The sequence below is a fragment of the Arthrobacter sp. 01N444 genome (assembly GCF_056399305.1).
In genome coordinates this window covers 25,495-38,919 of record NZ_JBFTRB010000012.1, presented here as the reverse complement: position 1 = coordinate 38,919, position 13,425 = coordinate 25,495, and the positions used below count along the sequence as shown (strand labels likewise).

At 67.2% G+C, this 13,425-nt stretch carries 12 protein-coding genes; 8 read left to right on the top strand and 4 right to left on the bottom strand.

Annotated features, from left to right (window positions below):
* Window positions 1-72 precede the first annotated feature (72 nt).
* Window positions 73-330 carry a mycoredoxin gene (locus AC1DKN_RS14140; protein WP_011692168.1) on the bottom strand — a complete coding sequence of 86 codons (258 nt, stop codon included), beginning with the start codon at window positions 328-330 and terminating at the stop codon, window positions 73-75.
* A gap of 260 nt (window positions 331-590) precedes the next feature.
* Between AC1DKN_RS14140 and AC1DKN_RS14135 the strand changes: the two genes are divergently transcribed.
* Window positions 591-1,337 (top strand): SOS response-associated peptidase, encoded by a 747-nt coding sequence (locus AC1DKN_RS14135; protein ID WP_476849333.1) that lies wholly within the window; start codon window positions 591-593, stop codon window positions 1,335-1,337.
* 68 nt (window positions 1,338-1,405) lie between these two features.
* On the opposite strand, the gene AC1DKN_RS14130 is transcribed toward AC1DKN_RS14135, so the two are convergent.
* Window positions 1,406-1,828 (bottom strand): VOC family protein, encoded by a 423-nt coding sequence (locus tag AC1DKN_RS14130; protein ID WP_476871613.1) that lies wholly within the window; start codon window positions 1,826-1,828, stop codon window positions 1,406-1,408.
* Window positions 1,829-1,842: 14 nt separating this feature from the next.
* On the opposite strand from AC1DKN_RS14130, the gene AC1DKN_RS14125 reads away from it, so the two are divergent.
* Window positions 1,843-2,169, top strand: coding sequence for a chorismate mutase (locus AC1DKN_RS14125; protein WP_028277548.1), 327 nt, complete (start codon window positions 1,843-1,845; stop codon window positions 2,167-2,169).
* 7 nt (window positions 2,170-2,176) lie between these two features.
* Here AC1DKN_RS14125 and AC1DKN_RS14120 read toward each other — a convergent pair whose 3' ends face one another.
* Complete coding sequence (locus AC1DKN_RS14120; protein WP_476849331.1) at window positions 2,177-2,563, bottom strand: hypothetical protein; 387 nt, start codon at window positions 2,561-2,563, stop codon at window positions 2,177-2,179.
* Window positions 2,564-2,766: 203 nt separating this feature from the next.
* Here AC1DKN_RS14120 and AC1DKN_RS14115 point away from each other — a divergent pair, with 203 nt between their 5' ends.
* From AC1DKN_RS14115 to pdxS, 6 genes are all read left to right on the top strand, one after another.
* Window positions 2,767-3,102 (top strand): DUF6504 family protein, encoded by a 336-nt coding sequence (locus AC1DKN_RS14115; protein WP_476856813.1) that lies wholly within the window; start codon window positions 2,767-2,769, stop codon window positions 3,100-3,102.
* Window positions 3,099-6,611, top strand: coding sequence for a DNA polymerase III subunit alpha (locus AC1DKN_RS14110; protein ID WP_476871612.1), 3,513 nt, complete (start codon window positions 3,099-3,101; stop codon window positions 6,609-6,611). Before AC1DKN_RS14115 ends, AC1DKN_RS14110 begins: the two co-directional genes overlap by 4 nt.
* 129 nt (window positions 6,612-6,740) lie before the next feature.
* A complete protein-coding gene (gene thrS, locus AC1DKN_RS14105; protein ID WP_476871611.1) occupies window positions 6,741-8,750 on the top strand; it encodes a threonine--tRNA ligase in 2,010 nt (669 codons plus the stop codon).
* A 19-nt stretch (window positions 8,751-8,769) separates the two neighbouring features.
* Window positions 8,770-9,390 (top strand): HIT family protein, encoded by a 621-nt coding sequence (locus tag AC1DKN_RS14100; RefSeq protein ID WP_476849327.1) that lies wholly within the window; start codon window positions 8,770-8,772, stop codon window positions 9,388-9,390.
* Window positions 9,383-10,021 carry a phosphatidylinositol phosphate synthase gene (pgsA, locus tag AC1DKN_RS14095; protein ID WP_223916731.1) on the top strand — a complete coding sequence of 213 codons (639 nt, stop codon included), beginning with the start codon at window positions 9,383-9,385 and terminating at the stop codon, window positions 10,019-10,021. The genes AC1DKN_RS14100 and pgsA overlap by 8 nt, the downstream gene beginning before the upstream one ends.
* Window positions 10,022-10,229: 208 nt before the next feature.
* The gene (gene pdxS, locus AC1DKN_RS14090) at window positions 10,230-11,156 is read left to right on the top strand and encodes a pyridoxal 5'-phosphate synthase lyase subunit PdxS (protein WP_026266390.1); all 927 of its coding nucleotides are present in this window, start codon (window positions 10,230-10,232) and stop codon (window positions 11,154-11,156) included.
* Window positions 11,157-11,369: 213 nt separating this feature from the next.
* Here pdxS and AC1DKN_RS14085 read toward each other — a convergent pair whose 3' ends face one another.
* Window positions 11,370-13,382, bottom strand: a complete 2,013-nt coding sequence (locus tag AC1DKN_RS14085) for a M3 family metallopeptidase (RefSeq protein WP_476871610.1) — start codon at window positions 13,380-13,382, stop codon at window positions 11,370-11,372.
* Window positions 13,383-13,425 lie beyond the last annotated feature (43 nt).

The following is a 13,425-nucleotide window of genomic DNA, read 5'->3' as shown; positions in this document are numbered from 1 at the left end:
AACGGGCGGCGGCGCGGCCCTTGGGAGGCCGCGCCGTCGTGGTTTGGTGGTGTCCTGGGATGCAGGAAGGGCCTAGGCGGCGAGCCGGCTCTTGACCTCAGCTGCGGAGGGGTTGGTGGCGGCGGTGCCGTCGGGGAACAGCACGGTGGGGACGGTGCGGTTGCCTCCGTTGAGCTGCTCGACGAGATCGGCCGTGCCTTCGACTTCCTCGATGTTGATCTCGGTGTACCCGATGCCCTGTGCGTCCAGCTGCTTCTTCAGCCGGTTGCAGTAGCCGCACCACGTGGTCGAAAACATAGTGATGGTGCCGGATTCGGGGGTGAAGTCCACGAAGTTCTCCTCAAGTAAGTGGATGGGGCCGGCGTATCGGGCCGGGCGCCCACTGAAGTCGTACGTCACTGCCAACAACCGTACCCTGCAGCCCGCTATTCCCGCAGAGAGCGCTGCCCCCTTCGCCGTCCGACGCGAACTCGCGGTAAAGATGCGAAATCGCCGGAAAGTTCCGGCGACTTCGCACGTTTCCGGCGACCTCGGCGGGCTCAGGCGGCAGCCCGGATGACACGGGATGGGTGCGGTGGCATGCTGATGCCATGTGCGGACGCTACGTGATGGCCCGGGCCGTCGGAGACCTGCTGGCCGAATTCGATGCCGGGCTGGAGGATGAGATCGCGATTCCGCCGTCGTGGAACGTGGCCCCGACGGCTGATGTGCCGATCCTGCTCGAACGGCTTGTGGAGGGAGAACCGGTCCGCCAACTGCACATTGCGCGCTGGGGCCTGGTGCCGTCCTGGGCCAAGGACCCGGGCATCGGGTCCAAGATGATCAATGCCCGCAGCGAGACCGTGCTGGAGAAGCCCGCCTTCCGGAAAGCGACCCGCGCCCGTCGCTGCGCCGTCCCGGCGGATGGCTACTACGAGTGGAAGGGCGAGGGCCGCACCAAGCAGCCCTACTACGTCCATCCCAAGGACGGACGCCCCATTGTCTTCGCGGGACTCTATGAATGGTGGCGGGACCCGTCCAAGGCAGAGGGTGACCCGGAGCGCTGGATGCTCTCGACCTCGATCATGACCACCGACTCGCCGCCGGAGGGCTACGCCGGGGGAATGCTGGCCGAGCTGACCGCGCTGCATGACAGGGTTCCGCTGCCCATGAACCGGGAGACCATGCAGACATGGCTGGACCCGCAGGCCGATGATGCGGCCGGGCTCGTGGATCTGGTCCGGGCCGGCGCGCACGACGTCGCGGAAGGCTGGACGATCGACGCCGTCGGCACCGCCGTCGGGAACGTCAGGAATGACTCACCGGAACTCATCCAGCCGGTGGGGAGCCTGTTCTAGCGGTACGCCGGCCTGTCTGGCGGCTGCCCGGCGGCTGCCAAGGCACGGGGCGGCACTGGTTACCTGAGTCAGAGCGTTACTTTGCCGCCGCCGTTGACCGACCAGTCGGGGTTGAAGGCGACCTCCCAGCGGTAGCCGTCGGGATCGGCGAAGTAGCCGGTGTAGCCGCCCCAGGGCTGGGTCTTCGGTGCCGCAACGATGCGGGCCCCCGCGGTCCCGGCTTCGGCCATCACCCGGTCGACGTCCGCCGTGCCGGCCAGGTTGTGGCTGAGCGTGATGCACGCAATGCCGGCAGGGGCATCGGTGGCCGCCTCGGTCTGCATTTGGCCCGCGTCCCAGAGCGAGAGGATGAGGCCGTGGTTGACCTGGATGAAGAGCACCTGCCCGGGGACTTCCCGGTGGACCGGCCATCCGAGGCCATCGACGTAGAAGCGGCGTGAGGCGTCAACACTGCGGACACCTAGCGATATGAAGTCGACTCGTGGCTGCATCTTTCGATACTGTCATGCACATGCCCACAAATCACGCAGACGACAAGGCCGCCCAGGCCGACCGCGAACAGCTCGCCGCCGTGCGGGTGGCTGTTGACGAGGTGGACGAGCAGATCGTGTCCTTGATCGGGCGCCGGGAACGGCTGATCCGGATCGCCGGGACCCTCAAGGCGGACAGCGCCGAGGTCCGTGCGCCCGGGCGTGTGGAGCGGGTCATCGAACACGTCCGCGCCACGGCGGAAAAGAAGGACATCGACGTCGAACTTGTCGAGAAGACCTACCGGGCGATGATCGATGCCTTCATCACGCTCGAGCTGGAAGTGTACAAGTCCAGCTCCTAGAAGTTGTCTAGAGGGCTTCTTCGACAGGCACGTTGGCCTGGTAGTCCCGGCCGTCACAATCGCTGAAGGCCGTCATGAGATGGCCCTTGGGCAGGCCAAGCACAGTCGTAAGCGGGAAATGGCCGGTAATGGTGTTGCCCGAGTGTTCGACCCCCTTGAGGTCGAAATTTTCCTCGGTGCCGTCGTGGCTGAAGCAGTAGAAGGACACGGCTTCGCCGTTCATGAACTCGATCCCCATCCTGCGCTGGTGGGAATAGTCCGGGGTGGCTGCCAAGAGCCCCACCACGTAGGCGCCCTGGCCGGGGATGTTTCCGTCTATATCAAAAGTCGCCACCAAGGTTGGATCCTTGGCGGCGATGCTTACGTGCTTCAGGAGTGCGTTATGGGAGCTCATGGCTCAATCCTGCTACCTGTACCTGCGTGAGTCCACCCCCCGATCTGGGTTTTGTCGCCTCTCCGTCGTAGACTGATTTTATTCGAAGATATGTTCGAATAAATCCATGCGGCCTGGAACTCCGGGCGCCGGATGCGGAATGGACGTAGGAAGTCGAAGCGGGGACTGGGCCGGCTCCAGCCCGGACTGGGTCGGGAGGCAACGTGGGTATTTTCAGCGAGTCCGTGGATGTCGTCTGCACGCCCTCGGGCCAGCCCCTGCGCCTCGACTGGGCCGGCCGGCGCTACACGGTCTGCGCGGACCCCGTCCGCTGGTACGAACGCCGCCAATGGTGGGCCGAGGAACGCCGGGCGCCACTCGGAAGCGGGCCAGGCCTGGTGGACCATGAGATCTGGCGGGTCCAGGTGCGTGCGGCCGGGGATCACGCCGCGGATTCCACCCTCACCCTTGACCTGACCCGGCATGTCGGCAGCGGCCGGTGGCGGCTCCTGAAGATCCACGACGCCCTGCAGCCCCTCCGGAAGCCCGAATCAGCATGAGTTTCACCCATCTGCACGTCTCCACCGCGTTCAGCGCCCACTATGGCGTCTCCTGGCCGGAGGAACTTGCCGCCGCGGCTGCCGCTGACGGCGCCACCGCGCTGGCCTGCACGGACCGCGACGGCCTGTACGGAACCGTCAAGCACCTGAAGGCGTGCATGGCAGCCGGGCTGGATGCAATCGTCGGGGTGGACCTTGCAGTCTTTGACGACGACGGCGACCACCGCACCCAGCTCGGGGGACGCGTCGTCGTGCTGGCGCACGGACACAACAACGGTGCCGGCTACCGGGCGCTGTGCCGGCTGATCTCCGACGCCCATGCCCGCACCACGGGCAAGGCCGGGGGAATAGTGCCGGTGGCCGTCACCCGGGCGGAACTGGCCTCCCGCACCCTGCACCCGGAAACCCTGAAGCCGGTCCTGACAGTGCTGATCGGCCCGGACTCCGACGTCGGCCGGGCCATGGGCGGCCGGCGCTACCTGCGGCCCCGCACCCTGTTCAAACGATGGCTGGACGCCATGCCCCCCGGAACGTTGGCGGCAGAGGTTGTGTCCCAGCTCAGCCCGCCCGGGGAACCGCTGAGCACCGCCCACGCGGTGCGCATGCTCAAACTCGCCGCAGAACACGGGGTGCCCGCCGTGCTGAGCAACGCTGTGCGGTACGTGGCTGAGGACGGCGCGGCCACCGCCGATGTGCTGGACTCGGCTCGGACACTGAAATCCCTCCCCGAGCTCTCGGCCGCCCCGCTGCTGCAGCCCAACGGGCAGGGCTGGCTCAAATCGGCGGCCCGGATGCTGCAGCTGGGCAAGGAGATCATCCACGCCGCCGGCTACGGCACGGCGGACTTCAAGCGGCTCCTGGCCCAGACCGAGGCGCTCGCGGACCGCTGCCGCATGGATCCGGAAGCCGACATGGGCTGGAAACAGCCCGTGGTCCCGGAGGCATCCGTGATCGGGATCGACGGCGACGCGCTCGCCGAACTGACCCTGCGGTGTGAGGCCGGCATCGGCCGCCGCTTCCCGGGCATTTCCGGGCAGCGGGAACAGCAGCTGAGGGCCAGGCTGGAGCATGAGCTCCGGATCATCGACTCGCTGGGCTTCGCCTCGTACTTCCTGACCGTCGCAGAGGTCTCCCGGATGATCCTGGCCCTGGGCGTCCGGGCGGCCGCGCGCGGTTCGGGCGCCTCCAGCCTGGTCAACTACCTGATCGACATCAGCCAGGTGAACCCGCTCCAGCACGACCTCATCTTTGAACGCTTCCTCTCCCGCGACCGCGCCACGCTGCCGGACATAGACATCGACGTCGAAAGCGCCGAACGGCACAACGTCTACCGGAAGATCTTTGAGCGCTTCGGCGCCGAACGCGTCACGCTGATGAGCATGCAGAACGGGTACCGCGCTCGCGGTGCCGTGCGCGATGCCGGCCTGGCCCTGGGCATGGACGACGGCGAGGTCGGGGAAATCGCCAAGCAGCTGTGGCGGTTCTCGGCCCGGCACTTCCGCGAAGCCCTCGTGGAGAAACCCGAGCTGAAGGAATTCGCGGACCGGGTGGAGCAGCGAGGCTTCTCCGAGAACCAGCAGCTGGACCTGCTGGTGGACCTCACGGAGCGGCTGGACCGGCTGCCCCGCCACATCTCCATGCACCCGTGCGGCGTCATCCTCGGCGATGCCACCCTGCTGGACCGCACCCCCGTCCAGCCCAGCGGCCTGGGCCTGCCCATGAGCCAGTTCGACAAGCACGACATGGACCCCATGGGCATGCTCAAACTCGATGTCTTGGGCGTCCGGATGCAGAGCGCCATGGCCTTCGCCGTCCGGGAAGTGATCCGGCTCCACCCGTCCAAGGCCGAGGTGGTGGCCGCCGGCGCGCATCCGGCCGGGCCGGACGGGACGGGGCCGGATTACATCTCAGGGGACGGGCACATCGACCTCAACGCCGTCCCGCTCGACGACGAGCCAACCTTTGAACTGATCCGCAGCACCCACACCCTGGGCTGCTTCCAGATCGAGTCCCCTGGCCAGCGCGAACTGATCGGCAAGTTGGCCCCCCGGGAGTTCAACGACCTCATTATCGACATTTCCCTGTTCCGCCCAGGCCCGATGAAATCCGACATGGTCCGGCCCTTCCTGGAGCACCGGCACGGATTCGCCCCCGAGGTCTACCCGCACCCGGACCTCAAACCTGTCCTTCAGGAAACCCACGGGGTCACGGTCTTCCACGAACAAATCCTCAAGACCTTCGACGTCATGACCGGGTGCGGGCTGGCGAGGGCCGACGAGTTCCGCCGTGCGCTGGGCAACGACGTGTTGGAAGCCAGGGTGGAGGAGTTTTTCCGGAAGGAGGCGCGGGCCCGGAACTACAGTCCCGAGGTGGTGGACAAGGTCTGGGGCACGCTGAAGGCCTTTGGCAGCTTCGGGTTCTGCAAGGCCCACGGAGCCGCCTTCGCCGTGCCCACCTACCAGTCGGCCTGGCTGAAGGCACACCACCCGGAGGCGTTCCTCGCCGGGCTGTGGGAACACGACCCCGGAATGTACCCCAAACGCCTGCTCGTGGCCGAGGCCCGCCGGCTGGGGATCCCCATCCTTCCCCTCGACATCAACCGGAGCCAGGCCGAGTACCGGGTGGAGCGGGTGGAATCCGGACCAGACCGGGGCAGGCTGGGCATCCGGCTGAGCCTGAACGGCATCTTCGGGCTCTCCGGCGCCGAGCTGAAGCGGATTGTGGCCGGCCAGCCCTACGACTCCCTGGCGGACCTGAGGGCCAGGTCGCGGCTCAGCCGGCCCAGCATCCAGCGACTGGCCCAGCTGGGCGCCTTCGATTCGCTGCACCGGGCGTCCGGGGGAGAAGCCAACCGGGCGGATCTTGTCCAGCACCTGCAAAAACTCCAGGCCCGCCCCCTCCGTAAGGGCGTGGAAGTCATTCAGGGCCAGCTGGCGTTGCCGCTGGGGGACGTGGAGTTGACGAACCTCAAGGCGGCACTGCCCGCACCCAGCATGGTGGATAACGTCCGCGCGGAACTGGACCTGATGGCTGTGGACGTCAGCGAGCACCTCATGACCAGCCACCGCCCGCTGCTGGACCGGCTGGGCGTCACCACCGCGGACAAGCTGCTGGGACTGCGCAACGGCACGGAGGTGCTGGTGGCCGGGGTCCGGGTGGCCACCCAGACCCCGCCCATGAGGGGCGGCCGGCGGGTGGTGTTCATCAGCGTCGACGACGGCACGGGCTGTGTGGATTCGGTGTTCTTCCACGAGGCGCAGGAGCAGTCCGGACCCTTGCTGTTCGGCACCCGCCTGCTCCTGATCCGCGGCACCACCCGCCGGACCGGGCCGCGGGGGATCAGCATCAGCGCCTCCATGGCCTGGGACCTCAGCCGCCCGGAGACCCTCCCGTTTCCGGCATCGGCTCCCGGCGCCGCCGGCCGGCAGGAGCCTTACCTGTCCGGCCCCCTGTCCAGCCCCCTGGACGGGATCAGCAGGAACCTCGCCATCACCGGGCTGGGCGGCTGACCGGCCGGCGGTGCGGCTCGCTCGTGGCGCGTTGGTTGGCCTCTGGAGAAACCGATAGCATGGACGAGGCTGGCTGTGGTCCCCGTACGCCACAAGCTACGAAGCCTTAACTTTGAATAGGAGACACCCGTGTCAGATGCCCAGCAGATCACCCTTCTCGTCGACGGCGAAGAGACCAAGGTGACTACCGGGACCACCGGCGCGGAACTCTTCTTTGAGCGCCGCGACGTCGTTGTGGCCCGCGTTAACGGCGAGTTGAAGGACCTGGACCAGCCCCTTCCCGAGGACGCCAATGTCGAGGCCGTCACCATTGATTCCCCGGACGGGCTCAACGTCCTGCGCCACTCCACGGCCCACGTCATGGCCCAGGCCGTGCAGCAGCTGCGCCCCGACGCCAAGCTCGGCATCGGCCCCTACATCACGGACGGCTTCTACTTCGACTTCGACGTCGCGGAACCGTTCACCCCGGAAGACCTCCGCCAGCTCGAAAAGATGATGCAGAAGATCATCAACCAGAACCAGAAGTTCGTTCGCCGCGTGGTGTCCGAGGACGAGGCCCGCGAAGCGATGAAGGACGAGCCCTACAAGCTCGAACTGCTGGGCAGGAAGAATGACGCCGCCGAGGCCGGCGAGGGCGTCAACGTCGAGGTCGGCGCCGGCGACATCACCATTTACGACAACGTGGACCGCAAGAGCGGCGACAGCATCTGGTGCGATCTGTGCCGCGGCCCGCACCTGCCGAACACCAAGCTGATCTCCAACGCCTTTGCCCTGACCCGCTCCTCGGCCGCCTACTGGCTGGGCAACCAGAACAACCAGCAGCTGCAGCGCATCTACGGCACCGCCTGGCCCACCAAGGACGCGCTCAAGGCCTACCAGGAGCGCATTGCCGAGGCCGAGCGCCGCGACCACCGCAAGCTCGGCGCGGAGCTGGACCTGTTCTCCTTCCCGGACGAGCTCGGCTCCGGTCTGCCGGTCTTCCACCCCAAGGGCGGCATCATCCGCAAGGCCATGGAGGACTACTCCCGCCAGCGCCACGTCGATGCCGGCTACGACTTCGTCTACACCCCGCACATCACCAAAGGCCACCTCTACGAAGTCTCCGGCCACCTGGACTGGTACCGCGAGGGCATGTTCCCGGCAATGCACATCGACGCGGAACTGAACGAGGACGGCACCGTGCGCAAGCCCGGCCAGGACTACTACCTCAAGCCGATGAACTGCCCCATGCACAACCTGATCTTCCGGTCCCGCGGCCGCTCCTACCGCGAACTGCCGCTGCGGCTCTTCGAGTTCGGCTCGGTCTACCGCTACGAGAAGTCCGGCGTGGTGCACGGCCTGACCCGCGTCCGGGGCATGACCCAGGACGACGCCCACATCTACTGCACCCGCGAGCAGATGAAGGACGAGCTCACCAGCACGCTGAACTTCGTCCTCGGCCTGCTCAAGGACTATGGCCTGGACGACTTCTACCTCGAGCTCTCCACCAAGAACGAGGACAAGTTTGTAGGCGACGACGCCACATGGGACGAAGCCACCCGCACCCTCGCCGAGGTGGCCGAAGCCTCCGGGCTCGAGCTCATCCCGGATCCGGGCGGAGCGGCATTCTACGGCCCCAAGATTTCCGTCCAGACCAAGGACGCGCTCGGCCGAACCTGGCAGATGTCCACCATCCAGCTGGACTTCAACTTGCCCGAACGCTTCGAACTCGAGTTCCAGGCCGCCGACGGCACCCGGCAGCGGCCCGTGATGATCCACCGCGCCCTGTTTGGCTCGGTGGAGCGCTTCATGGGCGTGCTCACCGAGCACTACGCCGGTGCCTTCCCCGCCTGGCTGGCACCGGTCCAGGTGGTGGGCATCCCGGTGGCGGAGGCATTCAACGACTACATGTTCGACGTTGTGGACCAGCTCAAGGCGGCCGGCATCCGCGCCGAGGTGGACATCTCCTCGGACCGTTTCCCGAAGAAGATCCGCACGGCCAGCAAGGACAAGGTCCCGTTCGTGCTGATCGCCGGCGGGGACGATGCCGAGGCGGGTGCCGTGTCCTTCCGCTTCCGCGACGGCAGCCAGGACAACGGCGTGCCCGTGTCCGAGGCCGTACAGCGGATCGTCGACGCTGTCCGAAACCGGACCAGCTAGGCAGACGGAAGGGCAGCGCGTGCAGGAAACCACAGGGGCCGGGCCGGAGTATCCGGGCGACCACGCCGTGACGGACGACTTCAGCCTGGCCGGGGTCCCGGACGCTTTCCAGCGCCTGTGGACGCCGCACCGGATGGCGTACATCAAGGGCGGCCAGCATCAGTTCAAGAACCCGGACGACTGCCCGTTCTGCGCCGCGCCCGAGCGGGGCGATGAGGACTCCCTGATCGTCTACCGGGGAAGGACGAGCTACGTGGTGCTGAACCTCTTTCCGTACAACCCGGGCCACCTGCTGGTCTGCCCCTACCGGCACATCCCGGACTACACGGACCTCACGGTCGAGGAAACGGCGGAATTCGCCGAACTGACCCAGACGGCCATGCGGGTGCTGCGCAAAGTCGCCAACCCTTCCGGTTTCAACCTGGGCATGAACCAGGGCGTCACCGGCGGGGCGGGCATCGCCGGCCATCTGCACCAGCACGTGGTGCCGCGCTGGGGCGGTGATGGAAATTTCTTCCCCATCATTGCCCAGACAAAGGCGGTCACGCAGACCCTCGGTGAGGTCCGTCAGCAGGTCGCCGACGCGTGGCCGCAGGAAATGCCCGCGCCGCAGGACACAGCGGGGGAGAAGGATGCTTAACAGGCACGCCCGGGGCTTCTTCACCGCCCTGTTTTCCCCGGTTGCCCGCTGGCTGCTGAGGATCGGGGTCTCTCCCGACGCCGTGACCGTGGTCGGCACGCTCGGCGTCGTGATCGGCGCTCTCGTGTTCTACCCGCTCGGGCAGCTCTTCTGGGGGACCGTGTTCATCACGGCGTTCATTTTCTCCGACGTTATTGACGGCATCATGGCCCGGATGCAGCACCGCGGCGGCCGGTGGGGCAATTTCCTGGACTCCACCCTTGACCGCGTGGCCGACGGCGCCCTGTTCGCCGGCGTCGCCGTCTGGTTCTTCACCGGCGGCGCCAACCCGGCCGTCGCCGTCGCCGCGATTCTCTGCCTGGTGCTCGGCATGGTGGTCTCCTATGCGCGGGCCAAGGCCGAGGCCCTGGGCTTCCACGCCAACGTGGGCATCGCCGAGCGCGCCGAGCGCCTCGTGTCCGTGCTGGTGGTCACGGGGCTCACCGGACTGGGCCTGACCCCTGTGGTGCTCTTCGTGACGCTGTGCCTTCTCGCGACAGCGAGCCTGGTGACGGTGATCCAGCGCATCGTGACAGTGCACCGCCAGTCGCTGGCGGAACCCGAAGGTACCGCCACGGAACGTCCCGCCTGACGGCGCCAGGCGGCACCCCGGCGGCCGCGCCGAATCCCTGTCCCCGCGCGAGATTCGACTGCTGTAACCCGAATTCTGCCGCGCCCCGGCCGGGGGATAGTATTAGCTTTACCGGCCAATGGATCCGGTAATCCGGTGTGTGCGAGACACGGCATGAACGTGCCGTTCGCGCCCCGGCGAGGTCATCTATCTACCCATAGGGGTTTTTGTGTCTACACCTGATGTAAGCAGCGAAGCCGGCGCGTCCGCGAAGAACGTCACGGGCAGCAGCCGCGTCAAGCGCGGCATGGCTGAGATGCTCAAGGGCGGCGTCATCATGGACGTCGTCAACGCCGAGCAGGCCCGCATCGCCGAAGACGCCGGTGCCGTGGCCGTGATGGCGCTGGAACGTGTTCCGGCCGATATCCGCGCCCAGGGCGGCGTGTCCCGCATGTCCGATCCCGACATGATCGACAAGATCATTGCGGCCGTGTCCGTGCCCGTCATGGCCAAGGCCCGGATCGGGCACTTCGTCGAGGCGCAGGTGCTGCAGTCCCTCGGCGTGGACTACATCGACGAGTCCGAGGTCCTGACCCCGGCGGACTACACCAACCACATCGACAAGTGGAACTTCACCGTTCCGTTCGTCTGCGGTGCGACCAACCTGGGCGAGGCCCTGCGCCGGATCAACGAGGGCGCGGCGATGATCCGGTCCAAGGGCGAGGCCGGCACCGGGGACGTCTCCAACGCCACCACGCACATGCGCCAGATCCGTGCCGAGATCAAGAAGCTCGCCGGCATGGCCGAGGACGAGCTCTACGTCGCGGCCAAGGAGCTGCAGGCTCCGTACGAACTGGTCAAGGAAGTTGCCGCGACCGGCAAGCTCCCGGTGGTGCTGTTCACCGCCGGCGGCATCGCCACCCCGGCCGACGCCGCGATGATGATGCAGCTCGGCGCCGACGGCGTGTTCGTCGGCTCCGGCATCTTCAAGTCCGGCAACCCGGCCCAGCGTGCCGCCGCCGTCGTGAAGGCCACCACGTTCTACGACGACCCGGACGAGATCGCCAAGGCCTCCCGCGGCCTGGGCGAGGCCATGGTCGGCATCAACGTCGACGAGATCCCGCAGCCGCACCGCCTCGCCGAGCGCGGCTGGTAGCGTTCGCGCCTTTGGCGGCGCCGGACGGCGCTGATCCTCTGCGTGCTATTCCCCGCGCCCTGTTGGCAGCTGAGCGGCTGCCCGGGGCGCGGGGCCCCTTTTACGCACGCTGCCGGATCACGCCGCCCTTCGCCTTGCGCTTCTGATTGAACGACGACGCCGGGCGGTCACCTTCTTAGGTGACCGCCCGGCGTCGTTTGCGTTCTGCGGGGGTTAGTCGAGGCCGCGGCGCTTCAGCAGCGGCCCGAGATCCGAGTCCCGGCCGCGGAAGGCGCGGAAGGACTCCAGCGGGTCCCGGCTGTTGCCGCGGGAAAGCAGTTCGGCGCGGAAGAAATTGCCGTTCGCGCGGCTGAGTCCGCCGTTTTCCTTGAACCATTCCACGGTGTCAGCGTCCAGGACCTCGCTCCAGATGTAGGAGTAGTAGCCGGCGGCATACCAGCCTCCCGCGAAGATGTGCTGGAAGTAGCCGGTCCGGTAGCGCGGCGGGATCAGGCTGTGCGCCACGCCGGCCGCGGCCAGCGCCTTCGCTTCAAACTCGACGGCGTCATCCGGGATGTCGGAGCCATCCAGGACATGCCACGCCAGGTCCAGCAGGGCAGCGCCGAGGTATTCCGTGGTGCCGAAGCCTTCGCCCCAAAGCTGGGCGGCATTGAGCTTGTCCACGGTCTCCTGCGGCAGGGGTTCGCCGGTGGCGTGGTGCCGGGCATAGTTGGCCAGGACTTCGGGCCACATGATCCACATTTCGTTGACCTGCGAAGGGTATTCCACGAAGTCCCGCGGCACGTTCGTGCCGGAGAACCGAGGATAGGTGACGGCGGAAAACAGGCCGTGCAGGGCGTGGCCGAACTCGTGGAAGGTGGTGCGGAGCTCGTCCAGCGTCAGCAGGGTGGGCTCGCCGGCCGGCGGCTTGGAGATGTTGAGGTTGTTGATCACCACAGGTCGGGTGTTCAAGAGCCCTGACTGCTCCACGAGGGAATTCATCCACGCGCCCCCGCGCTTCGTCTCCCGTGTGTAGTAGTCGCCCAGGAAAAGGCCCAGGTCCGTGCCGTCGGAATTCTTAACCTCCCAGATGCGCACGTCCGGGTGGTAGCCGGCGAGGTCGGCGCGTTCGTGGAAGGTGACGCCGTACAGGGCGTTTGCCGCGAAGAACACGCCATCATTCAAAACCCGGTCCAGCTCGAAGTAGGGGCGCAGGGCCTGTTCGTCCACGGCATACCGCTCCCGCTTGACCTTGGCCGAGTAATACGCCCAGTCCCAGGCCTCGAGGGGGTGGCCGGCGGCCCCGGCCAGCGCCTCGGCCTCTGCGTCGGCATTGCGGACGGCTGCGGGGGCCAGCCGGCTCATCATTGCCTGGACGGCCTGGAAGTCCGGTGCAGTCTGCCGGTCCACGCTGAGTTCGGCGAAGTTCGCGAACCCGAGAAGGCTGGCCTTCTCGGCGCGGAGCCGGACCATGTCCTTGACCAGGTCGAGCACATCGAAGCTTCCGCCGTCGCTGCCGCGGCCGATGGAGGCCTCGTAGAGGCGACGGCGGATTTCCCGGTTCGCCAGCGCGGCCATGGCAGGCTGGTTGCTCGGCTGGATCAGGGTCAGCAGGAACTTTCCCTCGTGCCCGGCGGTCCGGGCGGCCTCGGCGGCGCTGGCGACGTCGTCGGCGGGCAGGCCCGCGAGGTCGGCGGCGTCATCCAGCAGCAGGGCAGCGGACTTCATGCCCTCCTTGACGCGCTGGCCGAACTCGGTGCCGAGCCGGGAAAGCTCGGCGTTGACGTCCCTGAGGCGCTCCTGGCCGGCGTCGTCGAGCTGGATGCCGGAGGCCCGGAACTCCTTGAGGTATTCCTCCACGAGCCGGGCGGACTCCGCGTCCAGGACCGTTGCGTCCAGCGCCGCGAAGCGTTCGTAGAGCCCGCGGTTGAGGTAGACGGCGTCCTGGTGGGCGGCGAAGAGCGGGGACAGGCGGGTCTCGAGGTCGCGGATGGTGTCAGAGGCGTCTGCGGACACCAGCGTGAAAAAGGACGCGGCGGCCCGGTCCAGGAGCCGCCCGGAGCGTTCCATGGCGAGGGCCGTGTTTTCGAAGGTCGGGGCCGCCGGAGTGTCCACGATGGCCTGGATTTCGGCAAGGTGCTCGGCCAGGCCGGCCTCGACGGCCTCGGCGTAGTGCGCGTCGTCGATATCCGCAAACGGTGGCAGTCCATAGGGCAGGGTGCTGGGGCTCAGGAGGGGATTGGTCATGAAATGACTCTTTCATGCAGGCGGCCGCTTCTCAACGATCGGC